This is a genomic window from Flavobacteriales bacterium (genome assembly GCA_029248105.1).
In the GTDB taxonomy this organism is placed as follows: Bacteria; Bacteroidota; Bacteroidia; order Flavobacteriales; family UBA7312; genus UBA8444.
On record JAQWJZ010000027.1, the window covers coordinates 1 to 26,939 of the forward strand.

At 35.2% G+C, this 26,939-nt stretch carries 22 protein-coding genes; 8 read left to right on the forward strand and 14 right to left on the reverse strand.

The window, feature by feature from the left end; all coding sequences use genetic code 11:
• Positions 1-54: 54 nt before the first annotated feature.
• The 4 genes from P8I29_04650 to P8I29_04665 are packed head-to-tail and all read right to left on the reverse strand — an operon-like array spanning position 55 to position 5,143.
• Positions 55-2,040, reverse strand: coding sequence for a cytochrome c biogenesis protein CcdA (locus tag P8I29_04650; protein ID MDG1917090.1), 1,986 nt, complete (start codon positions 2,038-2,040; stop codon positions 55-57).
• 2 nt (positions 2,041-2,042) lie between these two features.
• On the reverse strand, positions 2,043-2,534 hold the full coding sequence (locus P8I29_04655; GenBank protein ID MDG1917091.1) for a hypothetical protein: 492 nt from the start codon (positions 2,532-2,534) through the stop codon (positions 2,043-2,045).
• Positions 2,524-3,840: a tRNA lysidine(34) synthetase TilS gene (tilS, locus tag P8I29_04660; GenBank protein ID MDG1917092.1), complete on the reverse strand. Its 1,317-nt coding sequence runs from the start codon at positions 3,838-3,840 to the stop codon at positions 2,524-2,526. Before tilS ends, P8I29_04655 begins: the two co-directional genes overlap by 11 nt.
• Positions 3,833-5,143, reverse strand: a complete 1,311-nt coding sequence (locus tag P8I29_04665; GenBank protein ID MDG1917093.1) for an anthranilate synthase component I family protein — start codon at positions 5,141-5,143, stop codon at positions 3,833-3,835. The genes tilS and P8I29_04665 overlap by 8 nt, the downstream gene beginning before the upstream one ends.
• A 79-nt stretch (positions 5,144-5,222) precedes the next feature.
• Here P8I29_04665 and P8I29_04670 point away from each other — a divergent pair, with 79 nt between their 5' ends.
• Entirely contained in the window at positions 5,223-5,486 is a 264-nt protein-coding gene (locus tag P8I29_04670; GenBank protein MDG1917094.1) for a hypothetical protein, read from the forward strand.
• Between the two features lie 11 nt (positions 5,487-5,497).
• On the opposite strand, the gene lnt is transcribed toward P8I29_04670, so the two are convergent.
• Entirely contained in the window at positions 5,498-6,979 is a 1,482-nt protein-coding gene (gene lnt, locus P8I29_04675; protein MDG1917095.1) for an apolipoprotein N-acyltransferase, read from the reverse strand.
• Here lnt and P8I29_04680 point away from each other — a divergent pair.
• Complete coding sequence (locus P8I29_04680; GenBank protein ID MDG1917096.1) at positions 6,876-7,796, forward strand: CDP-alcohol phosphatidyltransferase family protein; 921 nt, start codon at positions 6,876-6,878, stop codon at positions 7,794-7,796. The two genes, lnt and P8I29_04680, sit on opposite strands and share 104 nt — an antisense overlap.
• Entirely contained in the window at positions 7,793-8,044 is a 252-nt protein-coding gene (gene purS / locus P8I29_04685) for a phosphoribosylformylglycinamidine synthase subunit PurS (GenBank protein MDG1917097.1), read from the forward strand. Before P8I29_04680 ends, purS begins: the two co-directional genes overlap by 4 nt.
• 2 nt (positions 8,045-8,046) lie before the next feature.
• Here the strand turns inward: purS and lptB are convergent, their stop codons facing one another.
• The 3 genes from lptB to P8I29_04700 are packed head-to-tail and all read right to left on the reverse strand — an operon-like array spanning position 8,047 to position 10,540.
• Positions 8,047-8,772 carry an LPS export ABC transporter ATP-binding protein gene (gene lptB / locus P8I29_04690; GenBank protein ID MDG1917098.1) on the reverse strand — a complete coding sequence of 242 codons (726 nt, stop codon included), beginning with the start codon at positions 8,770-8,772 and terminating at the stop codon, positions 8,047-8,049.
• Positions 8,769-9,566, reverse strand: a complete 798-nt coding sequence (gene tatC / locus P8I29_04695) for a twin-arginine translocase subunit TatC (protein ID MDG1917099.1) — start codon at positions 9,564-9,566, stop codon at positions 8,769-8,771. Before tatC ends, lptB begins: the two co-directional genes overlap by 4 nt.
• Positions 9,567-9,574: 8 nt before the next feature.
• The gene (locus P8I29_04700) at positions 9,575-10,540 is read right to left on the reverse strand and encodes a KpsF/GutQ family sugar-phosphate isomerase (protein MDG1917100.1); all 966 of its coding nucleotides are present in this window, start codon (positions 10,538-10,540) and stop codon (positions 9,575-9,577) included.
• Between the two features lie 91 nt (positions 10,541-10,631).
• Between P8I29_04700 and recQ the strand changes: the two genes are divergently transcribed.
• Entirely contained in the window at positions 10,632-12,821 is a 2,190-nt protein-coding gene (recQ, locus tag P8I29_04705) for a DNA helicase RecQ (GenBank protein ID MDG1917101.1), read from the forward strand.
• On the opposite strand, the gene P8I29_04710 is transcribed toward recQ, so the two are convergent.
• Positions 12,818-13,993 (reverse strand): M20 family metallopeptidase, encoded by a 1,176-nt coding sequence (locus P8I29_04710; protein ID MDG1917102.1) that lies wholly within the window; start codon positions 13,991-13,993, stop codon positions 12,818-12,820. The two genes, recQ and P8I29_04710, sit on opposite strands and share 4 nt — an antisense overlap.
• Positions 13,990-14,358, reverse strand: coding sequence for a sulfite exporter TauE/SafE family protein (locus tag P8I29_04715; GenBank protein MDG1917103.1), 369 nt, complete (start codon positions 14,356-14,358; stop codon positions 13,990-13,992). Before P8I29_04715 ends, P8I29_04710 begins: the two co-directional genes overlap by 4 nt.
• Before the next feature lie 47 nt (positions 14,359-14,405).
• Here P8I29_04715 and P8I29_04720 point away from each other — a divergent pair, with 47 nt between their 5' ends.
• Positions 14,406-15,047, forward strand: coding sequence for an MBL fold metallo-hydrolase (locus tag P8I29_04720; GenBank protein MDG1917104.1), 642 nt, complete (start codon positions 14,406-14,408; stop codon positions 15,045-15,047).
• 93 nt (positions 15,048-15,140) lie between these two features.
• Here the strand turns inward: P8I29_04720 and P8I29_04725 are convergent, their stop codons facing one another.
• From P8I29_04725 to P8I29_04740, 4 genes are read right to left on the reverse strand one after another with little or no spacing between them, the layout of a single operon-like run.
• A complete protein-coding gene (locus P8I29_04725) occupies positions 15,141-16,358 on the reverse strand; it encodes an MFS transporter (GenBank protein MDG1917105.1) in 1,218 nt (405 codons plus the stop codon).
• Positions 16,355-17,692 carry an NAD(P)/FAD-dependent oxidoreductase gene (locus tag P8I29_04730; protein MDG1917106.1) on the reverse strand — a complete coding sequence of 446 codons (1,338 nt, stop codon included), beginning with the start codon at positions 17,690-17,692 and terminating at the stop codon, positions 16,355-16,357. Before P8I29_04730 ends, P8I29_04725 begins: the two co-directional genes overlap by 4 nt.
• The gene (gene kynU, locus P8I29_04735) at positions 17,689-18,957 is read right to left on the reverse strand and encodes a kynureninase (GenBank protein ID MDG1917107.1); all 1,269 of its coding nucleotides are present in this window, start codon (positions 18,955-18,957) and stop codon (positions 17,689-17,691) included. Before kynU ends, P8I29_04730 begins: the two co-directional genes overlap by 4 nt.
• Before the next feature lie 9 nt (positions 18,958-18,966).
• Entirely contained in the window at positions 18,967-19,620 is a 654-nt protein-coding gene (locus P8I29_04740; GenBank protein MDG1917108.1) for a hypothetical protein, read from the reverse strand.
• 292 nt (positions 19,621-19,912) lie between these two features.
• On the opposite strand from P8I29_04740, the gene gcvP reads away from it, so the two are divergent.
• From gcvP to P8I29_04755, 3 genes are all read left to right on the forward strand, one after another.
• Positions 19,913-22,792 (forward strand): aminomethyl-transferring glycine dehydrogenase, encoded by a 2,880-nt coding sequence (gcvP, locus tag P8I29_04745; GenBank protein MDG1917109.1) that lies wholly within the window; start codon positions 19,913-19,915, stop codon positions 22,790-22,792.
• A gap of 91 nt (positions 22,793-22,883) precedes the next feature.
• Positions 22,884-24,794: a T9SS type A sorting domain-containing protein gene (locus P8I29_04750; protein MDG1917110.1), complete on the forward strand. Its 1,911-nt coding sequence runs from the start codon at positions 22,884-22,886 to the stop codon at positions 24,792-24,794.
• 68 nt (positions 24,795-24,862) lie between these two features.
• A complete protein-coding gene (locus tag P8I29_04755) occupies positions 24,863-26,740 on the forward strand; it encodes a T9SS type A sorting domain-containing protein (GenBank protein MDG1917111.1) in 1,878 nt (625 codons plus the stop codon).
• The last annotated feature ends 199 nt before the right edge of the window (positions 26,741-26,939 follow it).

Below are 26,939 nucleotides of genomic sequence, written 5' to 3' on the forward strand. Positions count from 1 at the left end.
GTTTTGACTAGCATTTAAGTATATTTAAGAAATCAGTAAAAGGTTAATTTCCTTTTACTGATTAAATTCGTCTATCCCCTCTTGTAACCAAGTTTTAAATAAATCTACCTCACCATAATCTTGATAGTTAGCAGATACACCCATTTGGTTTTCGTTATGATCTAAGATGACATAATAAGGTTGGGAATTGGTCTTATACGTTTCAGCTTGAAGAACTGTCCACTTATCTCCTACTGTTCTTACCTTCTTCTTTTTACCTGCAATAGTGGTTTCGTATTGTTTATCTTCATCGAGAGGTGTTCGCTCATCTACATATAAAGATATAAGCACAACATCTTCACTAAGTATTCTTTTAACCTCAGAGTCAGACCATACTTGCTCTTCCATCTTACGGCAATTTACACAAGCCCAACCCGTAAAGTCTATCATTGCAGGTAAACCCACTTTTTTGGCATGAGCCATACCTTCATCGTAATCATGGAATACCATAATACCTTGTGGACCTAAATGTTGCCCTTCTTCTTCTGAGTGAGCAACTATGCTTCCACCCTTAGTGAAGCCTACACCGTGAGGTGATTCGCTATAATGCATCGGAGGTGGGAAAGCATTAATAATTTTCAAAGGCGCCCCCCATAATCCAGGAATCATATAAACAGTGAACATACCAGTAAGGATAGCCATAAACAGACGACCAACAGAAACGTATTTTAAGTCGCTATCGTGTGATAATTTGTACATTCCAAGCAAATACATCGTTAAGAAAGCAAAGATGATTATCCAAATAGCAATAAATACTTCCCTTTCTAACAAGTGAGTTTGCCACACTAAATCGGCATTAGATAAGAATTTAAATGCTAAAGCCAATTCTAAAAATCCTAAAACCACTTTTACTGAATTGAGCCATCCGCCAGACTGAGGCAACGAGTTTAGCCAACCAGGAAAAGCCGCAAACAGGGCAAATGGTAATGCTATGGCTAAAGAAAAGCCTAACATTCCAATAATGGGTCCCATATAACTACCGCCTGATGCCGCTTCAACTAATAATGTACCAACTATAGGTCCGGTACAGGAAAATGAAACTAAAGCTAATACCAAGGCCATAAAGAAAATACCTACTAAACCACCTCTATCAGATGCTCTATCGGCTTTATTGATCCAGGAACTTGGAAGCGTTAACTCGAATGCTCCTAAAAAAGAGGCTGCAAATACAACTAGAAGAACAAAAAATGCAATATTGAAATATGCATTTGTAGCCATACTATTGAGTACCTCAGGCCCAAACAGTGCCGATACACCTACGCCTAAGGCTACGTATATTACTATAATAGAAATACCATAAATAATAGCATTGGTTACCCCTTTGGCTTTATTTTCACTTTGCTTCGTAAAATAGCTAACTGTCATGGGTATCATAGGAAAGACACAAGGCGTAAGTAAGGCAGCAAATCCACTTAAAAAGGCTATGAAGAATATACTCCACATTCCTTTTTTATTGGACTTTTTTTCTGCTGGCTCTTGCGAATCAGATGCAACTAAATTAAGTGAAGACGTACTTTCTGCGTCATCAACACCCTTCGTTTCGACTTGTTCAGATGGTACACCTAAAGTGAAAGAGAAGTCAACATATTCAGGTGGTAAACATTGAGTGGCATCACAAACCATAAACATTAACTCCCCATCGACTTTTGAATCAGTACTAACTGCTTTTACTTTTTGACTGAATACAGCTTCATTAGTAAAATAAGATAAAACCATATCAAAATTAGGGTCATATTCTTGTTTAGGCTCCCCTTCTTGTGTCGTGCCAATAAGCTCATAGCTATTGGATTCAAAAAAAGTAAACGTAGTCGGCAAAGGACCATCATCTTCAACAAATTGAGAATACAAATACCACCCGTCTTCAATACTTGCTTTGAAAACAAGTTCGTACTCACCACCTCCTATATCTTCTTGAGAAAATTCCCATTCTACAGGATTAAAAATTTGAGAGAAAAGCAGTGTTGGAAACACCAGAATAATTGCTAAAAGAAATTTTTTCATGATTATTTATTTAGTTGTTCTTTAAGTATTCGTAATAATTCAGAGGGCTTTTGGCTTCCAATTAAATATTTTAAACCGTCTTTATCAGTCAATTGAATACATTCATTACCACGTGTGTAGAAATGAACAGCACCCTTAAGATGCAAATTGTATACCGCTCTATTAAAGAAGAAGCGGCTATATTTTACTTTAGTGACATCTTTAATAGAGCTCAAGTCAATTTTTACTTTTCTAGCGGTCCATAAACCGTCTAAAATTAAGCTCCCATTTGCAACACATGTTCTGAAATGAAGAATGAAAACAAGAATTGCTGAAACAAAGATTATGGCTACTCCTAAGAAAAAAAGCAGACTACCAGAACCTTCTGATTCAACAGAGTTTTCTGACCAGTAATAGGACAAAAAACAAAATAAAGCTAAAACCATTCTCCTTAAAAAGGACAACCTATTGTAGCCTAGATACTGACTTTCTTCGTATAAAATTTCACTTTCCATGTTCAATTTTCAAAGGTTCGACAAGATATACTTTTTCTGTTTCTGGCACAAGTTTGAATTCATCATTTATTCGATGACCTACTATGCAAACTATGGTATCTAACGAACAAATTACCAAAGTATTTTCTTTTTGATATGTAGAAAACTTTTCATCAATCATAAAGTCACTGACTTTCTTCTTTCCTTTCATTCCTAAAGGGGTAAAACTATCTCCTATTTGCCAATGTCTAACCAATAACGGAAAATGGAGTTTACCGTAATCCAAAACGGCACAACGACTGTTTTTAACCATTTTAAAATCAATAGCCTTATGTATACTAAAAGCTATTTTAATAGGGCTTTCAATTGAGGAATCGCCACTTTTAACTAAAACACTTTGCAGAGCCTTTGATGGGCTTTTGGAAAGGAATAGCCCCTTCCTCTCTCTAACTATTCTGTAATCAGCATTTGAAACCTGTTTGCCAACTTCACTATTTAAAAGCCTAAAAACATCTTTCCAAGCAAACGGCCCATAATACTTCAAGTATTCATAAAGTATCTCTTGTTTCTCGTCCTGATCTAATAAATAATCAAAAGTTAGTAAAATACCACCATCTACAACTTTACAATGTCTAGTCCTAAATGTTTCATATTTTTCAAGAAGGCTTTGGTACTTCACCTCGTTATCTTTAATTTCATCTAGGTATTGATTTCTTTTATCTGTTTCAGACAACAAATTATAACGAATGCTATTTCTTTGGTAATAAGTTGAAAAATTGGATTTGTCTTCTCTAAAATTAATTGAGTTGCGTGTCAAGTATTGTTGTATATCCTTCACTCCAAAGCAAAGCATTGGTCTAATAATATTAGTATTTCTGACTGGTATACCTTGAAGAGCACCTACACTAGCTTTTCTACTTTTTTTGATAATTAAGGTTTCTATTGCATCGTCTTGATGATGAGCTGTTAGAATTTTATCATAACCCTCATCTAGACATAATGTTCTAAACCACGAATAGCGAAGATCACGAGCAGCCATTTGAATAGATAATTTATTTTCCTTTGCGTAAGATTCTGTATCAAATGTTTTGGAATAAACAGGAACTTTTAATTGTTGACCTAATTCCTTTACAAATTGTTCGTCAAGATAACTATCCTGAGCCCTCAATTTAAAATTACAATGCGCTATTGAAAAGTCATAATTCAATTGTGCAAATAGATGAGCCATTAAGACACTATCCTTACCTCCACTTACTGCAAGTAGCAACTTTTCGCCATCATTTATTAACTCATTTTTAGCGATGAATGCTTTTAACTTATTAAGCATCTAGCACCTCCATCATAGCTTTAACTTTCAGCTCACACTCCTCATATTCATCTTTTGGATTTGCATTAGCCGTAATTGCACTACCGACAGGCATAGACGCATATTTCTTTTTTGAATTATAAAGAATACTTCTTATCACTACATTAAAATCGAAATCCCCTGATGGATTAACATAACCAACAGCTCCTGAATACAAGCCCCTTTTGAAGACTTCAACTTTTTCAATTAATTGCATAGCACTAATTTTTGGTGCACCCGTCATACTGCCCATTGGAAAAGCATGTCGAATAGCGTCAACCCAATGTATACTTTCATCCAACTCAGAAACTATGGTTGAAATCATTTGATGAACTTGAGGAAAGGAATAAATACCAAAAAGCTCTTCTACTTTTACCGAAGAAGCCAATGCCGTTTTTGATAAATCGTTTCTCACTAAATCAACAATCATAACATTTTCTGATTGCTCTTTTGGACAATTTAATAACTCATCTTTCAATCGATTATCCTCTTCTAATACAACACTTCTCTTTCTAGTCCCTTTAATAGGTTGAGAAATTAATTTTGAGCCCTCTTTTTTAAGAAATCGTTCTGGACTTGCACACATGAGGTAATTCTCTTTACAACGATAAAAAGCTGCAAATGGAGGTTTCGAAATATCATACAAATTATGATATACCGAAATTGGATTTAGCACTACATTTTCTGCATAATATTCTTGGCAGTAATTGACTTCGTATATATCACCTCTGTAAATATGTTCTTTTAGCTTTTCGAAACCTTCAAAATACTGCTCTTTTGAAATCTTGGATTTTATAGATACGGACTTTTTATTTTCAACAGGCATATCAAAATGAGTAATGTTTTTAAATAAAAGTTGCATCTCTTTACGGTCAACACCCTCAGGAAAAGAAATAATAACTTCATTTTGAATAATTTCAAAAACCCACTTAGGCTGAAAAAAATGCATGATGGGAAATGATAAATTATCATCATTCTCAGATTTTAGATCTTCAATTTCATTTTTCAAATCGTATGATAAGAAACCAAAAATCCAATCTTTTTTATCCTTATGAAAATCAGACAAAGCCGAAAAACTATTCTCTTCAAAATACAGTTGTGAAATTGAATCTGCACCGACAAGCATATCATATTTCAAGTACTTGCCATAGTTAGGACTAGCTTCTCCTTCAAAAACAGCCGATTGCTCAAACTGAGCAGACCAACAAGAAAGTTGTCTTTTAAAAGAATCAATATTGGAAATATGATAAGTAGCCATTTGACGCATAGGTGCAAAACTAAGCAATATTCAATCCCTAAAAATACCAAAATGAGACGCTTTATTATATTTTTTTTAAATTGTCAACAATTAAACCCAAGAAATTATGAAAATAAGTGAAATCATCATTACTGCAATTCTTGTAATTGGTGCTTTTGTAATTGGCTTTTTAAACAATACCAATACTAGCCCTGATTTAAGTAATTCTCCAACAAACACTACTATCAATATTGAGTCTTCAGCTACAAACGAAGAACAAAATCTAATGGTTATTAAGTTTGATTTGGAAGAAAGTGAGGAAATGGAAATGAGTGTAGATTCCCTTGTTGTAGACTCTATTTCTCAAGACACTTTGTTAAATATCGAATAGTAGGGAACTACTTATGAGTTTCTTTTAGCTACTGCGAAACACAAGAACATAACTGCAATAAAAGCAGATAGTCGGCCAATATAATCTCCAAAACTGATATAAAATGTTTGGACTGTATTAGTCTTTATTATGTCTTTAATCACGACTTCTTCATCCCAATTAGTTTTTCGATTTATATTACCACGGCTATCAATAAATGCAGAAATTCCTGTATTGGCAGAACGTGCAATTGCTCTTCTGCACTCTATAGCTCTTAAACTAGCATAATTTAAATGTTGTTTGTACCCTGGCGTATCTTTCCACCATCCGTCATTAGTTATAATAGCAAATATATCAGCTCCATTTCTAGCATAATTTGTTGTGTACTCACCAAAAACTGATTCGTAACATATGATTGGTGCTATTTGAGCTGAATTGGAAGGAAATACTTCTCTGAAATCCTGAGTTCCCAAACTACCTGTAATACCTCCTAAATCAATTGTCAGAAACTCTAACTTTTCTAATATTGAAGGAAAGGGCGTGAACTCAACCCCTTGAACAAGCTTTGATTTATGATAAATTGAAATAGCAGACTTATTAACTTGAATTGCAGAATTATAAACATCATAATAGGCATCTAAACCCGTAAATTTTCTAGCAGTGTGAGGCACTTCATCAAACTCTGCATAGGCTTTGTATGTTACAGCACCTAAAATAATATTTAAGTCTGGGTATTTATCAATTAAACCCTTTAAGCGACTTATTTCTGCTGCATTATCAATCTTGTTTTCCCACAAACCATCGATAATAGCTGTTTCTGGGCCAATCAAATAATTAGTATTTGAATCTAATTTAGTTTCAGCCAATTCAATAAATATATCCAGTTGCTCCATTGAAGTCAATCCATCAAATTTCTCTTGATATGGATCGATATTAGGTTGAACTACAACGACTTCAACATCTTTTCCATCATCTTCAAACTGCACACAAAAAGAAATCAAAATGGGTATAATTATTACTAATGATGGTAATGTATACTTCTTTTTGTTTTTAAAGGAATGAAACAAAAGAATATTGGCTAAAACTATCCATAAGCTACCACCTAAAACCCCCGTAAACTCATACCACTGTATATATTTTGGATAGTGAGCAAAAACATTGCCTAGTGTAAGCCATGGCCAAGACAAATCCCAATTTAGATGTAAATACTCAAAACTTAACCAAAAGCTTAAAAGTGCCCACCATGCTCGTCTGTCATTAAATTTGGATTTTAACCATACGAATAAAAAAATCACACATGCCATAAGAAAGCTATTTACCAAAATTGCTGCTACAGCGCCGAACAAACTAGCGTTGTAAATCCAATAAGTAGTGAATACATTCCATATAACGAACACAAAAAAAGAATAGGTGAAAGCACTTCTTTTTTTACTCAATCCCTCTAAGACAAAAAACAGGGGTACAAATGCCCCAAAAATAAGAAATGGGAAGCCAGACGGCGGCCATGAAATCACCAATAGAAAGGCTGAAATAAGGCAAAGTAGTAGTTTACGAAACATCTTTTGTATTATTGCAAAGCAAATATCGTATTTCTTGAGCATATTTAAACACATACCCAATCTTATTACTTTAGGAAATTTATCTTTTGGTATAATAGCCATACTTTTTGCTTTTGGCGGAAATCTAGATTTGGCTTCAGGCTGTATCATTCTAGGCGCATTTCTCGATTTTTTTGATGGCTTTTTTGCACGTTTACTAAAAGTAAATGGCAATTTAGGAAAACAACTAGATAGTTTAGCTGATTTAACTTCTTTTGGACTAGCACCTTCTGTTATTGTTTTTCAACTGTTATTTTTTGGGGAAACAGAAAAATACTTTAGTCCTTCATCGCAGAATCTTGACGACTATACGAGTCATTTCATACCGTACATAGCCTTTTTAATTCCTTTATTCTCTGCATATCGATTAGCAAAATTCAATATTGACGACAGACAAACTGACTCGTTCATTGGCTTACCTACACCAGCAAACGCTTTGTTTTTCATTTCAATTCCTTTCATTTTAGAATATCAACAAGACGGATTCATCTCCAATTTCATTTGTAAAAAAGAAACGATTGTTATTAGTGTATTAGTTTTATGTCTTCTAATGGTTTCAGAGTTAAAATTAATAGCGCTAAAATTTAAATCCATAAAATGGTCAGAAAATAAGTACAGATATATACTAATTGTATTGAGTGTAATATTATTATTGCTTTTACGCTTTGAAGCTGTTCCAATTATTTTAATTTTGTACATAGTTTTATCGATTATTAATAAGTACAGCAAATGAGATTTATAGCAGAGATCGACATTATGCCATTAAAGGCACTTTTAGACCCACAAGGCAAAGCAGTAAGCGGAAGCATGAAAAACGTTGGTCTCCCAGAAATAACTAATGTTAGAATCGGTAAGCACATTACATTACAAGTAGAGGCTGAAAATGAAGCTGAAGCTACTAAAAAGGTAGATAAAGCGTGTTCGGAAATGTTATGTAATCAAATTATGGAAGGCTATGAGTTTAAAATTTCAGCAGCCTAAAATTATTTCCTAAGCTCAAAATTCTGTCCTAAGTATACTTTTCTTACTTGTTCATCGGAAGCTAATTCCTCCGCTGTTCCAGATTTTAAAATTTTACCTTCAAAAAGTAGATAAGCTCTATCCGTAATTGATAGTGTTTCATGTACGTTGTGGTCAGTAATAAGAATACCGATATTTCTATCTTTCAATTTAGACACTATCAGCTGAATATCTTCTACAGCAATAGGGTCTACTCCAGCAAAAGGCTCATCAAGCAAAATAAACTTAGGATCGGTTGCTAAACAACGTGCAATCTCTGTTCTTCTTCTTTCTCCACCAGAAAGTAAATCCCCTTGATTTTTACGAATGTGCTGTAATCCAAACTCATCAAGCAAAGAATCCAACTTTTCATATTGCTCTTTTTTAGACATGTCTGTCATTTCCAAAACGGCAAGAATATTATCCTCTACTGATAATTTTCTAAATACGGATGCTTCTTGAGCCAAATAACCTATTCCCATTTGGGCACGTCGATACATGGGTTGATCTGTGACATCATCATTATCAAGAAAAACATGACCTTCATTAGGTTTAACTAAGCCTACCATCATATAAAAAGATGTGGTTTTGCCTGCGCCATTGGGACCCAACAAGCCTACAATCTCGCCTTGTTTAACCTCTAAGGAAATACCGTCAACTACCCTTCTTTTGCGGTAGGTTTTAACTATGTTTTTGGCTACTATCTTCATTCTTTATCTTGAAATTTAGCTGAAACCTTTATGCTAATCTCGTACAATAACATTAATGGAAATGTTACTAGAATTAGACTCATAATATCGGGTGGCGTAATTATTGCAGCTAAAATCATTAATACAACTAATGCGTGCCTTCTATATTGCCTCAAAAAAGCAGGAGTTATCAACCCTAGCTTACTCAGAAAATAAATCAGAACAGGTAATAGAAAAACTATTCCGTTTGCTAGACAAACTGTTGTGACAGTCGAAATGTAAGAGTTAAGATTAATTTGATTAGCAACCTGAGAACTTACTTGATAGTTTCCTAAAAACTGAACAGACAAGGGTGCTACTGCATAATACCCAAACAAAACGCCTATTGTAAATAACAAAGATGTATAAAAGACTACTCCTCTAGAATATTTTTTTTCAGTGGAATGAAGTGCAGGCTTAACAAAACGCCAAATCTCCCAAAAAACATAGGGAAAGGCAATTACAAAACCAGCAATTACAGAGGATATAATATGTGTGCTAAACTGCCCAGACATATTGATGTTCATCAACTCAAATGGCATTTCATCTATACATAGAGCTTCACCGAAATGAAGCGTTTCTGACATCCAACAAAAAAACTGATACGTAGCAAAGCTAGGGTCTTTAGCCGCAAAAATTATTTTATCAAAAAGTATACCAGGAAAGATAAATGCTAAAACTGTAAATAAGAGGACTGCAACTGCGCTTCTAATTAGATGCCAACGTAATACCTCTAAATGGTCTAAAAAAGACTGTTCTTGTTTTTCTTCACCTATTTCTTTCATCAAACTAATCCTTCTTTTAAAATATCGTGAATATGAACAATCCCAAAGTAATTAGATTCTTTTAGAACAATTATTTGAGATATATTATTTTGCTCCATAATCTTGAGAGAGGAAGTTGCCAATTCATCATAGCTAACCGTTTTAGGATTAGTATTCATAATATCAACAGCCTTCACCTTACTCCAATCAGCCTCACTTTCCAACATTCTCCTGATATCTCCATCAGTTATAATTCCTAGCAACTTATTTTTATCGATTACGGCTGTAGCTCCTTGTCGTTTGTTAGATATTTCAACTATTACTTCATTAATAGTCGACGAAGGTAGAACTTGCGGTGACAAATCTTGGGAACATAAATCTCCAGCTTTTAAAAACAAACGCTTACCTAAAGTTCCACCGGGGTGATATCGAGCAAAATCTGCATCTGAAAAGTCACGACATTCTAACAAACAAATTGCAAGAGCATCACCCATCACTAATTGAGCAGTAGTACTTGTTGTAGGAGCTAAATTATTGGGGCATGCTTCTTTCTCTACACTTGTTTTAATTGTCCAATTAGCCTGCTCTGACAAATACGAATCCGAATTAGCTGTCATTGCAATTAGTTTATTATTCATTTTCTTGATTAGAGGAACGAGAACCTTAATCTCATCTGTATTCCCACTTTTTGAAATACAAAGCACAATATCGTTAGGTTGAACATTACCTAAGTCCCCATGAATAGCGTCACCAGCATGCATAAAAACAGCAGGTTGACCCGTAGAATTAAATGTAGAAACTATCTTTTGAGCAATATTAGCACTCTTACCAATACCGCTTACAATTAATCTCCCCTTAGACTCAAGAATTGCATTTACTATTTCAGAGAACGTATCATCTATATATTCTTTTAAATGAAGGATTGATTGCCCCTCTAAAGATATAGTTGATATTGCTATTGATTTTATTTCGCTAATTGATTTCAATAAACTAATTTTGATTAACTAAATAAATTTTTCTAAATTTATAAAGAATAATTTGACACAAAAGTATCAAATTTTAGCTTGATTATATTAAATGAATTTACATACTACATCTCTTACAGACGAACTCCAAAAGTATTTTGGGTTTAATCGTTTTAAAAGCCAACAAGAAACTATCATTAAAAACACTTTAGATGGTAATGATGCATTTGTAATCATGCCTACTGGTGGTGGCAAATCTATGTGCTACCAGCTCCCGGCTCTTGTTAGTGAAGGGTGTGCAATCGTTGTTTCCCCATTAATTGCATTGATGAAAAATCAAGTAGATGCAATAAGAGGGTTTAACGATAATGATGCTATTGCTCATGTATTAAATTCATCGCTTTCAAAAAGAGATATTATTCAAGTCAAAGAAGATGTTGAGTCAGGGAAAACCAAATTACTTTATGTTGCTCCTGAGTCTTTAACCAAAGAAGAATACATCGAGTTTTTAAGAAGTAAAAAAATATCTTTTTATGCCATTGACGAGGCACATTGTATTTCTGAATGGGGGCATGATTTTAGGCCAGAGTACAGAAACCTAAGACGAATAATTGAAAATATTGGTAGAGCTCCAATAATTGCACTTACCGCAACCGCAACAACGAAAGTTAGAGAAGACATTCAGAAAAACTTAGGGATAAGCGATTGTCCTGTTTTCTTTGATTCTTTCAATAGAGATAATTTATACTATGACATCAGACCAAAAATTGATGTTGAAAAAGAAATCATCAAATTCATTAAGCAAAATGAAGGAAAATCAGGTATTGTTTATTGTCTAAGCAGAAAGAAAGTAGAAGAAATTGCCGAAACCTTACAAGTTAATGGTATCAACGCATTACCATACCACGCAGGTTTAGAAAATAAAACAAGAGTCAAACACCAGGATGCTTTCCTCATGGAAGACGTAGATGTTATTGTTGCTACTATAGCCTTTGGAATGGGCATTGACAAACCAGACATCAGGTATGTTATTCATCATGACATTCCAAAAAGTTTAGAAAGTTATTATCAAGAAACTGGAAGAGCAGGGCGTGATGGTGGTGAAGGCAACTGCGTTACTTTTTACAGCTATCAAGATATTGAAAAATTAGAGAAGTTTTTACAAGGAAAACCTGTCGCAGAGCAAGAAATAGGAAGGCAACTCATTCTTGAAACCATTTCTTTTGCCGAAACCTCCATGTGTAGGAGAAAATACATTCTGCATTACTTTGGCGAAACTTTTGATGATGCTAACTGCAATGAAATGTGCGACAATTGCCGCCATCCTAAACCTAAATTTAATGGTGAAGAATATATTGTTAGACTTCTAAATTCAGTGAAGGCCGTAAGCGAACGACTAAAGGCTAAAGAAGCAGTTAAAGTAATCGTTGGCGAAAGTAATGCTTTGATAAAACAACATAAATCCGAAGCTTTAGACGTTTACGGAGAGGGTAAAGATAAATCCAAAGGTTTTTGGCATGCCGTAATTCGTCAATCTCTGGTAAAAGGTTTTTTAAGAAAAGAAATTGAAAGTTATGGCATTCTTAAGCTAACAGAACAAGGGTTAGAATATCTTGAAAAATCATATGAAATTCTTCTAACAGAAGACCATGATTACGATGCTATAAATGCTAAAAATGCAGCCAACAGTTTCCAAAAGGGCGCTGCTGTTGACAAGCTTTTATTTTCTAACCTTAAAGAATTGAGAAAAAAATTCGCTAAAGAAAAAGGGTTGCCACCAAATATTATTTTTTCTGAAGCATCACTAATTGATATGGCAAATCAATTCCCAATAAGCTCTGAAGAGTTAGCCCAAATTCATGGGGTGGGACAAGGAAAAGCACGAAAGTTCGGAGAACCTTTTTTAAAATATATAAAACAGTATGTTGAGGATAACAATATTGTTAGACCTGAAGATATGGTCGTGAAAACGGTAGCAAAGCAATCCAGCAACAAAGTCTATATTATTCAGAGTATTGACAGAAAACTGTCTATTGACGATATTGCATCAGCCAAAGGACTGACTGTTGAAGATTTAATCACAGAAATAGAAACTATCGTTGAGTCAGGAACAAAAATTAACCTCAACTATTACCTTGATGAAATTATTGACGAATATCAAGAAGAAGAGCTAATGGATTTCTTTACAAACTCTGAAGAAGCCACTTTTAACGAAGCAAGAGGAGAGTTTGAAGAAGATGAATACACTGACGAAGAATTAAGACTTTACAGGATAAAGTTTATTTCTGACGTAGCTAACTAACTGTTTATAGCCAGCCAACTCATCAAGCCAATACTATTTTTCAAAGCCGACTCATCAATATTAAAATAGGCATTATGCAAATGCTTTCTTTCCTGGTTTTTTATCCCTACACCCAAACGATAAAAACAAGCCGGAACGTGGTGTGAATAGTAAGAAAAATCTTCGGCAGTCATACGCTTAGGAATTTCAATAACACATTCTGTACTCATGTATTTTCTAGCATTATTAAAACAATCCTTAGTAAAATGCTCATCATTTTTCAAGTATGGATAACCAATTCGAATATCAATATTACACTTACCGCCCATTTCTTGAGCAGTACTAAGGCATATATCTCTAATTATTTGATGTGCTTCCTCACGCCATTGTTCATTCATAGCACGAAAGGTTCCTTCTAAACTAACTTTTTCAGGAATTATGTTTCCTGCCGCTCCTCCTTTAATAACTCCCAAAGAAAATACCGAAGGCGTGTCTTTAACATTATTAAATCTTTCATATAATGCTGTTATGATTTTGCTTGATACAACCAAAGGATTAACCCTACCCTCAGGAAGTGCTGCATGCCCTCCTATTCCTAATACATCTATATATATTTCATCAGCAGATGCCATAAACATTCCGCTACGCATTCCAATAATACCACTATCTAATTCAGGCGATACATGCTGACCAATAATTTTATCCACTTTGGGGTTTTCTAAAACACCTTCAGCAATCATTAAAGAAGCTCCGCCCGGTAATTTTTCCTCACCAGGCTGAAAAATCAACTTAACACTACCCTCCCAATCATCTTTCAATTCATTAAGAATACGTGCCACGCCCAATAGTGACGCTGTATGCACATCATGACCACAAGCGTGCATAACTCCATTATTTTTGGAAGCGTAGCTCAATTCATTTAATTCTTGAATAGGCAAAGCATCTATATCTGCACGTAAGGCTATGCATTTTTTATCTGAGTTTTTTCCCTTGATTAAAGCTACTACTCCTGTTTCAACAATACCCGATTTAAAACTAATCCCATAATCAGTTAGTTTTTGTTGAATGTATTCGGATGTTTTATATTCTTTGAAAGATAACTCAGGGTATCTATGTAAATGCTGCCTTAGGGCAATAGTATCATCAAGATATTTCTCGGCTAAACTGTGTATTTTTTCTTTTAGAGAACTCATTTGCCAAAGATTAGTTTCACGCCTCCGATAAGCAAAAGTATGCCAAAGACTTTTTTAAGTGTTTTAGCATCAATATTTACTGCCCATTTTGAGCTCAAATATCCACCAACTATAAAAGCTGCTGAAATGATTAAAGCATATTTCCAATCTACAAAACCAGCTTTGTGATAATTCCAGGCTGCTAATATTCCTATTGGAGGAAGCATTACTGCAAGACTAGTTCCCTGTGCTTGATGCTGCGTCAAGCCCAACAAAATCATAAGTAAAGGAATAATAATTATACCGCCACCTACCCCAATAAAACCACTAAGCAATCCTGCAGCAAGTCCTATAAGTATTAAAAAAAGTAAAGTAATTATAGACATATTATAAATTCCTTGCTAAGATATATAATTCAAAATATCTTTGCCTTATGATACAAATACAATCTTTCATCTTTAACGGCTTTCAAGAAAACACCTATTTATTATTTGACGAAACTAAAGAATGTATAATCATAGATCCTGGTTGCTATGATGAGCAGGAGCAAAAAACTTTAGAAAAATTTATTGCAGAAAATGAACTTAAGCCTGTTCAGCTTATCAATACCCACTGCCATATAGACCATGTTTTAGGAAATAATTTTGTAGCTCATAAATGGAATTTGGATTTGGCTATGCACGAATTAGATTTGCCCACGCTCCATTCTGTAAAAGATTACTGTACAGTCTATGGTTTTCACAATTATGAAGAAAGCCCTCAGCCCACACGATTTTTAGAGGAAGGTGGACAAATAAAATTTGGAAAAAGCACATTAGACATTCTATTTACTCCAGGACACGCACCGGGACATATCGTATTGCACAGCTCCAAACAGCACTTTGTTATTGGCGGCGATGTGTTGTTTCAAATGAGTATTGGAAGAACTGATTTGCCAGGTGGTGATTTCGACACACTCATTACAAGTATAAAAGAAAAATTATTTTCACTAGATGATGAAACCACCGTTTATTGTGGTCATGGCCCTAGTACAAATATCGGCTTCGAAAAAGCCAATAACCCGTTCTTGAAATGACCACTTATATTTGAACAACAAAAAACAATTTTCAATAATGACAGATGGCTTGTCCAAAAAACAAAAGAATATAATTATTGAAGGGCTAAAAAATCATTCCACTCTCCTTTCATAATCCAATATAAGTAGATAATAGGTAAACACTCCAAATGCATACAGAGCTGCTGTGATATAAAAAATATAAGCGTAGGGCATATCCATACTTTTTAAAAATCTAAATATTTGAGAACTGAAATACCAACTGCCACTCCAAATTGCAGCAGTAACCGCAGACAATATTTCTTGGTTCTCTTTACCCACATAATTCATAGTTAATTCAGAGGTCATAGGCGCAGCCATATTCATTAAGGGTGTGCGAACCCAAAAGCATAAAATCGCTAGTGGCAGAGCCCACCAATATTCCACAAAAAATTCAGTTGTCGCTAAGGCTACCAAAGCTAAGACAGCAATTGACTGAGTTAGAGTAATCCCTTTTTTAAAGCCTAATTTATCTTTGACTTTAGGAACTAACAAAGCCATAAAAGCGACAAGTAAACTAGCCCCACCACCTATGAGTGCAAACTCTGATGAATCCACACCAAAGTCGTGATAGAAAAATAGATTGATGAAAGGAATAGTCAGTCCTGCCCCAATAGAAATAATAACTGTTGGTACTATTGCTTTGGTCAACAAATTCCAGTTGTACGACCTCCATTGAATGCCTTTCTTTTCCGCCACCACATCATCTGTCTTTAATTGGAATAAGAAAAACACCCCGACCACACCAATTAATGAGATGAACAGAAGGATTGTGCCTTCATCAATATTCTTCATTAATCGACTTAAAACAAAAATGATAATACTACAACTAATAGTTCCAAAACTATGTGTTGCATAATTCAAGGATATAGCATGTGATTGATTTTCTTTTGATGTGTTTCTCATGATATAAGGCAACGTACTGACTTGAAAACAGGTAAACACTACACCCCAAAAAATAAACATAAAGGGCAATAGTGTAAACAACTGGTTGCGAATGGCTAATATCATACCAATGGCAACCAGTGGCACTCCTAAACTACCTAGCATAAAGAAAGGCTTTAACCGCTTTCCTTTTATATAAAATCCTAAAGGAAAAGCTAATACCATTACTGCTAAAAAGCGGTAGGATATGAAATTTGCTATCTCAGGATCGCTAAAGCCCTCTTTGGCTAAATAAATATTGAGAATAAGAAAAAAGGCAGATCCAATTAGCTGGATAAAAAACTCTGCTTTTATCATCAGCAAGACGTGCTTTTCTAGCTGTATATACGATTTTAAAATATTCCTCAAGCTATTAAACTAAGCATCAACTGTTCCACCTCTTCACTATCCCACATACTTTCAATGTTCGGAACTTTCATAACCTCTTGCATCAGCTGCTCTTGTTGTTGACCTATTTTCCATGCTTCAGAATAGCGAATATTACTGAAGGATACCATCGAGTACAAAGGCAACCACTTGTCAGGATATTTTTTAGAAAAGTGTAATTCTATTTTTTTCTGAAGTAAAAAATTGGGGTCAGCTGTTTTGTCACGCATAACAATAAAGTTGTGCATGGATAAATCTTGCACTCCATCGCCATCAGGTTTTCTTATTTCAGAATATTCTTTAAAACAAGACTTCCAATCATCGCCATGTTTTTCCATAAGTTGATCCAACACAAAACAACCTTCAAAACCTGCATTCATACCTTGTCCATAAAAAGGAACAGTAGCATGAGCAGCATCGCCGATTAGCAGCACCTTATCTTCCACCACCCAAGGATCACATCGCATAATAGCTAATGATGAAGTTGGGTTTTGAAAATACTCCTCTACTAGATTTGGAATTAAATCTAAAGTGTCTGGAAAAACTTCTTTGAAAAAGTCAAATACTTGTTTTTCGGTTTTTAAATTATTAAAGGAGTACTCGCCTTCAAAAGGAAAAAATAAAGTGCAGGTAAAACTTCCATCCATATTTGGCAATGCAATTAGCATATAACTTCCTCGAGGCCATATGTGTAATGCGTTAACTTCAAGCTGATGTGTTCCATCTGAGTTGGCAGGTATTGACAACTCTTTATAACCATGCTCGATATAATTCTGCGAGTACTGAAACCTATCTTGTTTCATCATTTTAGAGCGAATAACAGAATATGCTCCGTCTGCTCCAATAATCATATCAGCATCTATGACTTTCTGTTGGCCGTCTTTATGCTCAAAAGTTGCCGATGCTGTTGTTAAATCTACATCACTGCATTTGTAGTTGAAATGCATATTTACATTATCTTGTTCTCCTGCTAAATTCATTAGCAATTGATTAAGCCCACCACGAGAAACCGAATAAATAGCTTCACCATCTTGACCATACTGTTGGTCAGTAAGCGTACCATCAATAGCATGCATCACTCTTTTGTACATTGGTATAGCCATCTTCTCAACTTCTTTATCCACTCCAACTGCTTTGAGAGCATTCCAACCTCTTGCAGATAATGCCAAATTTATTGAACGACCTGCTGACAGTTCAACCTTTCTCATATCTGGTCTTCTTTCAAATACTTCAACTTGAAAACCTCTTTTTGATAAATAGATAGCCTCTAAAGACCCAACTAATCCGGCTCCTGCAATAGTTACTTTTTTTCTCATGATAATGCTTTTTCTATAATTTGACCTAATTGGTATACATCTTCAAATGTGTTATATAGTGGAACAGGCGCTAAACGAATAACATTAGGCTCCCTCCAATCTGCAATGACTCCATGCTTGGTGATAAAATCAAACATGGATTTTCCTTGTCCATGACATAAAACTGACAACTGACATCCTCTATATCTCTCCTCTTTTGGAGTTATAATTTCTAAATCGCAATTGTCATAACGTTCAGAAATATCATTAAAAACAAACTCCATGAAATTAGTTAGCTTCCTGCTTTTTGCAACTAATTTTGACATACCAACTTCATCAAAAATATCCATACTTGCCTTACAAGGCGCCATAGCAAAGACAGGAGCATTACTCAATTGCCAACCTTGAGCTCCTTGCATAGGAACAAAATTCTTTTCCATCAAAAAACGACGCTCTTCATCGTGACCCCACCATCCTGAGAAACGTGGCAAACTGGAATTTTTAGCATGCTTTTGATGAACAAAAATACCAGACACACTCCCTGGTCCTGAATTAAGGTATTTGTACGAACACCAACAAGCAAAATCAACATCCCAATCGTGTAATTTAAGCTCTATATTTCCGACGCCATGCGCTAAATCAAAGCCAACAAAAGCATCTTGACTGTGAGCTCTTTGAGTAATCTTACGCATATCAAAGACTTGTCCGGTGTAATAATTCACCCCGCCCCAAAAAACTAATGCTAACTCATCGCCAACTTCATCTATTTTAGAGATTATATCTTCTTCTCTTATGGTGTGTTCACCATCACGTGGTGACACTTCAATAATGGTATCAGCAGGATTCAATCCATGAAATTTAACTTGGCTTTCAAGCATATACTGATCAGAAGGAAAAGCTTTTGCTTCACAAATAATCTTAGTGCGCTTACCTTTAGGCTGATAGAAAGAAACCATCATTAAATGCAGGTTTACGCTCAATCCATTCATTGCAACGACCTCATCTTTATCTGCTCCAACTAATCGAGCAAATGGTTCTGACAAAATTTTATGATATGAAACCCAAGGGTTCTTAGCTTCAAAATGTCCTTCAACACCATACTTGGCCCAATCGTTCAGTTCTTGTTGTATAAAATCAGAGGTGCTTTTAGGCTGTAATCCTAAAGAGTTTCCTGTGAAATAAAGCGCTTCTTTTCCATTTACTTTTGGAATGTAAAATCGTTGCCTGTAAGCTGAAATTTTATCTTGCTTATCAGAATCTTGGGCGAATTCTAATGTGTTTTGCATGCTGTAAATTTAGGGTACGAAGATACCAAAAGCCAATGGTATAACGAAAATTAGTAATAACATTAAAATACTTGCTCCCTCAATCCAAAAGGAAAAAAAGAAAGTGTTCTTTTCTTGAGAAGTTTTAAAAATCAGAATAGCTGTAAACACAGAACTCAGTAGTAAGGCCACCAGAACAGAAAGTGAAAAACCTCCAATGAAGAAGTGAACAATAGAAAGTAATTCAAATGCAGCTAAACTATATAATGCAATCATCTTAGCCTGTTCTTCCCCCCACAACTGCGGTATAGTTTTTAAAGAAAAATCGTCGTATTTCAAATCTCTGATATCAAATGGAATGGTTATTGCAATAACAAAACAAAAACGAGCCAGGAATAACAATAACGCATCTAAAGTAAGTAACATATCATTTTCTTCAGCAACTAAGACAACACTAACTATTGACCATACCAAAGCAATTAGAAAAATTTTAAGATAGGGCAGCTCACGTAAAGAGATTTTTTTACTTCCAAAAGGAAATAATTGAAGAGGATATAAAAAACTTATAAATGATGCCGGAACCAAGAACAACAAGACTGTAAGGGAAAGATTAACAGCAAAATAAATAGACAAAAACATCGAAATAAATGTAATTGACAATATAAATTTTCTATGTTTTTTCATCCAATTTAAATGAGCCGGTTGCATTTTATTTGGATTGAACCTTATTAAGCGTTGAAAATTATATATGAACAGCGTTGAAAAAAAGACAAAAGGCAAAATACTAGATTGATTTGAACCTAAAATCATAACTGTACTTTGACAAAGAGCAACGACACATAACGATACGTAAATGTTGGAATAAATAAAAAATTCTGTAGTTTTTCGAAGCAAATTCACCATTCAAAAATATAGAATATTAGTTGGTTAAATTACAACTTCATTTCATATTTTTGTACTTTAAAAATTTCGACCAATGAATCAGTTCTCAGAGCGCCATATAGGCCCACGACCAAGCGACCAAGAAAGCATGCTGAATAAGATAGGCGTTTCATCAATGGATGAGCTTATTGACCTTGCACTACCGCCAGGTATTCGTCTACATAAAAAAATGGATTTACCACAAGCATTGAATGAGTCTGAATTGTTGGAACACATGAAAACCTTAGGTCAAAAAAATAAAAACTATAGATCGTACATAGGACTTGGATATTACAACACTATTCTTCCAGGCGTAATACAAAGAAATATTTTAGAAAATCCAGGCTGGTATACTGCCTATACACCTTATCAGGCTGAAATTGCACAAGGACGACTTGAAGCATTATTAAATTATCAAACGATGGTCACCGATTTGACCGCTATGGAAATTGCTAACGCCTCGTTATTGGATGAGGGAACTGCAGCAGCTGAGGCTATGATTATGCTATTTAACGCTAGACATAAAGAAAAGAAAAAAGCAAAGTCAAAAACTTTTTTAGTGTCTAAAGATTGTTTACCACAAACCATAGACGTTTTAAAAACAAGGGCTACACCAATTGGAATAGAACTGCAAATTGTGGAACATTCTGATTTTATCTTTTCTGATGGTGTTTTCGGAATGCTGGTACAGTACCCTTGTAAATATGGTAATATTGAAAACTACAAAACCCTTGCTCAAGATGCCAAAAACAATAATGTAGGAATTGCAGTAGCTGCCGATTTATTAAGTCTTACACTTTTAACTCCTCCTGGTGAGTGGGGAGCAGATGTCGTAGTTGGCACTACTCAACGTTTTGGAATTCCTATGGGATACGGTGGTCCTCACGCTGGTTATTTTGCAACCAAAGAAAGTTTCAAAAGAAATATTCCAGGTAGAATTATTGGGGTAACGATTGACTCTCACGGAAAAAGAGCGTTAAGAATGGCTCTTCAAACCAGAGAACAACATATCAAAAGAGAAAGAGCAACATCAAACATCTGTACCGCCCAAGTGTTATTATCCATAATGGCAGGCATGTACGGTGTCTATCATGGGCCCAAACGATTAAAAAACATTGCTAGAAAAATACATGGACTGGCCTGTGTTTTAACAGAAGGCTTAGAACAATTAGGGTACAAACAACTCAATAAAAATTACTTTGACACCATATTGGTAAATATCAACGATGTATCAATAGATACCCTTAAGGTATTTGCTGAAGATGCAAAAATGAACTTCAACTATATCGATGACAAACACCTTTCAATCTCTATTGATGAAAAAGACGGTCTTCAAAATATCAACGATATACTCAAAGTATTTGCTAAAAGCTGTAACCATTCAGATCCAAGTGAATTGATAAAAAACGTACTAAATGGCAATTACACTGATGCCAATTCATTTATCCCCAAAGAATTGTACAGAGAAAGTGCTTTTTTACAACACGATGTATTCAACACTTACCATAGTGAAACAGAAATGATGCGTTACATTAAGCGTTTAGAAAACAAAGACTTAGCGCTTAACCATTCTATGATTCCATTAGGATCATGTACAATGAAATTAAACGCTGCTGCCGAACTCTTTCCTCTGAGCTGGAGTGAATTTAGCAATATTCATCCTTTCGCACCTATAAATCAGGCAAGAGGCTATCACATTATGTTTCATGAATTAGAAGAGTCATTATGTGAAATTACTGGTTTTGACGGCATGTCTTTGCAACCCAATTCAGGAGCACAAGGAGAATATGCTGGATTAATGGTAATAAGAGCCTACCATCACAGTAGAAATGAAAGCAACAGAAATATCTGCCTTATTCCTGCATCGGCACATGGCACCAACCCTGCATCAGCTACTATGGCAGGAATGGAAGTCATTGTTACAAAATGCGATGAAATGGGTAATATTGACGTCGATGACCTAAAAGCCAAGGCCGAAGAGCATAGTGAAAATCTGGCCGCATTGATGATAACATACCCATCGACCCATGGAGTATTTGAGGAGTCTGTTATAGAAGTAACTGACATTATACACCAACATAGAGGTCAAGTGTATATGGATGGCGCAAACATGAATGCACAAGTAGGCTTAACAAATCCCGCAAAGATTGGCGCCGATGTTTGCCATTTAAACCTTCATAAAACATTTGCTATACCTCACGGTGGTGGCGGACCTGGAATGGGACCAATAGGCGTTGTCGAACACCTTAAACCGTTCTTACCATCAAATCCATTAATTCCTACTGGTGGTGAGCAAGCCATTTCTGCAATATCTGCTGCACCATGGGGCTCGTCATTAGTCTTATGCATATCTTACGCATATATCAAAATGCTAGGGGAAGAGGGGCTAAAAAAGTCAACTGAAGTAGCTATTTTAAATGCAAATTATATTAAGGAAGAATTAAAAGACGACTACACCATATTATATACCAATCCTAACAATATGGTAGCTCACGAGATGATTTTGGAGTGTCGCCCTTTCAAAGACATAGGTATTGAAGTCACTGACATAGCCAAACGATTAATGGATTACGGTTTTCATGCACCTACAGTATCTTTCCCTGTGGCAGGAACGCTAATGGTTGAACCCACAGAAAGCGAAAGCAAAGAAGAATTAGATAAGTTTATTTCAGCAATGAAATCAATACGCCAAGAGATAAATGCTATAGCTAGTGGTAAATCTGACGAAACAGATAATGTTTTGAAAAATGCACCCCACACTATAGGTTTAGTTGCTAATGATGTTTGGGAAAAACCATACAGCAGACAACAAGCTGCATTTCCTCTGCAATACATTAATGACAATAAATTTTGGCCTAGCGTTGGTCGAGTTAATGATGCTTTTGGTGATCGAAATTTAGTATGTTCTTGCGTAAGTATCGAAAGTTATAATTAAAAATACTTTAAATACTTGTTAAGTAGGTTAGGATTTTTTGAAAAAAGGCCGTAAATTCGTGCTCACTTAACCGATAAATTTAACAAGTATAATGAAAAATTTTTATTCAATTATTGGCTCATTTTTGATAATTGGTAGCGCTTTTGCCCAAGGCGTGAATTCTAATTACAAAATGGCTCAAAAGAAAATAATCGACACCACTTTACCGAAAGTCATTCAGGCTTCTCTCGAATTAAGATCAGCCGCTGTAGATTGTGATTCCGAGTTTTATTGCGAAAACTTTGAAGATGTTAATACTCCAGCTCTTCCTGATGGCATGAATACCTCTTCTCTTGAAAACAACTATTACGTTCCTACAGAAAGTGGCAATGTACAAGTTAGTGGTTTCTTTACAGGAAATAGTCAAGATGCAGGTGTAGGTGGCTATTGGACCTACTTAGATGATCATACTACATTTGCAATGACAAATGATGACTCATGTTTGCCTGGCGGTGTAGCTCCAAATGAAGCTAACAACTGTGACCTTTCATTCGAAGTTTTAGAGCTTCCTGAAATGGATTTCACAGGTCAAACGAATATGTGGATTTTATTCGAATTCTACCACGACAAAAATTGGGGTGGAGGAGATGCATCTGTCGAAATTAGTGTGGATGGCGGTACAACTTGGGAAGAATTAAGCGACGGCCCTCTTCCAGAAACACAAGCATGGCAAGCTGCAGCATATGATTTGAGTGATTATTCAGATTCGTCAAGTGTTACAATCCGTTTTTTATGGTCTGACGCAGGAAGTTGGGCAAGTGGATTCGCTATAGATGATATCGTAATTAATCCTCTTCCAGACTATGCTTTAAAACTTAACCAAGCATTCCAAGTATTCCCAAGTTCTTATTTCGGAGCTACTACTTACCAAACTGTACCAAAAGCACAGGCTGAAGCTACAGCATACAACTTTGCTGGATACATTCAAAACATGGGATTAAATACTTTAGATAGCGCAAGAGTATATGCTTCCATTACTAGTGAAGGTTTCTCAACTCAAAGTGATGGTATAAATACCGTTTCATTAGACCAAGACTCGCTCTTCTGTAATGATGTTTTCACGGCAACTGGCGCAGGCACTTATACTGCTGACATCTATGCTGCCGATGAAAATGGAACACAAACAGAAACTAGCTCTGTTTCATTTGAAGTTACTGAATTTGAATATGCAAGAGATGATGCTGGAATGTCTGGTGATTATTCAGGCGGTTCATTTGTGAATGATGCTGGTAGTGAGCAAAGAGGTAATGTATTTGATATTTACGCTGATGCTACTATTTATGCTATTAAAGTAAGAGCACATCCGGCTACATCTCCAAACTGTATGGTTAAAGGTATTATAAATACTGTTATTCCTGGTGATGGCACAGAAGCAAACCCAACAACATATGCTTTCTTTACAGAAACACCTGAAATTAACATTGGTGAATACACTGACGGTTGGACTAACTTAATGTTTAATCCACCAGTAGAAGTATTTGCAGGTGATGTTATTTTAGCAACTATCTCTGCTGCATACAATGGTGTGGACACTTTAGTTATTGGTACTTCAGGAAATACTGATGTTGCCGAAACTATGCTACAAGATATAGATGGAACACAACCAAATGGTAATCCAGGCGATTGGTATTATACTACTACAGCTCCTATGGTTAGACTAAACTTTGACCCTAATGCAACTGGCCCATTACCACCAGCGTCTGTAAACGAAATAGTAAACTCTGCTACATTCAATGTATATCCTAATCCTAATAACGGTATATTTAACATTTCTATCAGTAATTCAGCTGAAAATCAAACGATAGAAATCAAAAATGTTATCGGACAGACTGTATACTCTGAAATTGCAAGAAACTCTTCTGAAAACACTATCGATTTATCGAACCTAGACAAAGGTGTTTACACTATTACTCTAATTAGTGATAACGGTATGAGCTCTGCTAAAAAGATAATTATTCAATAATTATATACTTAATCTTAACAAGAAAAAAAGCAGGCTAACGTCTGCTTTTTTTATTAAAACTCATTATTATGAAAAACGCTTTATTAATTATAGGGATGGTGTTTGGCTTACATTCATTCGCTCAAATGAACGTTCAGTCTATTGTACATTCATTAGAAAAAGGTAAAAGCCATTATCAATTGCGCTCTTTGCAAGCAGTATCTGCTGCTGATAGTGCCGATATTATATGGTACGAAAACTTTAGAGAAGGACTAGATGGAAATAACTCATCTGCAGATCCTTCTTGGACTACAAGTGGTGATGATGGAGATATATGGGCACTTGATTTTGACGGCTCTAATGGCGATTATGCTGGTGAAAATCCTTTTTTGTTAGAGTCTGAATCTGCAGATAATGGCTGGATGATTTTTGATGCTGATGGTGCAAATGCAGATATACCCGTTGCAGCATATTCAGAAAAAAAAGGACAATTGACATCGCCTTACATAGATTTGTCAAATGATTCAAACGTTACTTTAAGTTTTGAACATGCCTACAGATGGTGCTGCTTTAATTCACACGAACTAGTCGTTTCAATAAATGATGGTAGCGGATGGGAATCTGCAACTTCATACCAAGTCAATGACTTAGGAACTGTTAATGTATTGTCAGGGACTGTAAAGGTTGAAATTATCATTACACAAATAGCCGCTTTAAAGGACAGTGTGCAAATTCGTTTTGACTGGGCTATTGATGAAGAAACAGCATCGCACTATTTCTGGATGATTGATGATGTAAAAATTAGCGAAACTCAACCTTACGCTTCCAATATATTGACTAGTTACAATAGAGTACCTAGCTCTTACTTGGGCGGAACAACATACCGAGTAATGCCATTAGAACAAGCTGCATCAACAGCGTATTTCTTTGGTGGTATTGTTGAAAATGTAGGCTTTAATACCTTAGATAGTATGAGAATACATGCCGAAATTACTGATGAAGATTTCTCAACACAGAGTAACGGTGTAACACTAATCTCTAGCGACAAAGACACCTTATTTGTAAATGAAGGTTTCACCCCAACAGAAATAGGCGACTATACAGGAACTGTTATTGCTAAAGACGATTATGAAAATGTAATTACTGATACGCTTCGTCAATCATTCTCAATTTCAGAATTTGTATACGCTAGAGATAATGGAAACAATGCAACGAACTTTGGACGTTATGCAATAAATGCCGATGGCTCAAGACAATTTGGCAATGTTTTTGACATATACACAACAAGTACTTTGTACAGCATCAGTATTCGTTTAGATACAACTACATCACCAAATGCTGAAGGGACAATCAGAATAAATACGATTGACCCAACAAGTGGTGAGGTAAGTTATTTAACAGAATCTGAAACTCTGAGTTTAGGAGATTATACTGGCGAATGGTTTGACGTGTCATTTGACCCACCATTAATATTAGATGCTGGTCAAGTTATATTACCTACTTTATTTGCTAATTATAATGGTGTTGATACCGTATTTATCAGCACCTCGGGCAATAACCCTAACAATAGCGAAAGTTTAGTACAAGATATCGATGGTATTCAAGAAGGTGTAAACCCAGGAACATGGCTATACACAACAAGCGCTCCTTGTGTAAGACTAAATTTTGATCCTAGCGTTATTGGTGTTAATGTAGGTATAAATGAAAATGAATACGTCTCTAAATTTAACGTTTTCCCTAACCCTAACAATGGTAAATTTAATATTCAGGTTCAAACAACAAATTCTGAAAAATTAAATATTACTATTCGAAATTTGGTTGGACAAATTGTTTATTCTGAAAAAGTCTCCGTAATGAATGCACTAAACAAATCACTAAATTTAAGTCATTTAGAAAAAGGAATATATACCATATCATTAGAGAATGAGCAAACTAGCTTATCAACGAAAAAGGTTACTGTCCAATAGATAACTCATCTTTTTATTAAACTTTAAAAAGCAGGCCTATGGTCTGCTTTTTTTATTTCTTTTTTTTATGTAATTTTGCTTTGAACTTAAAACTATGAAACCAGTGCTTACCATTTTGGGTATTTTTTTATTTCTGCAAACAGCTACCCTAATGGTAAAATTCAAACCAAACTTTACCAATTAGATAACGGAACCCCTA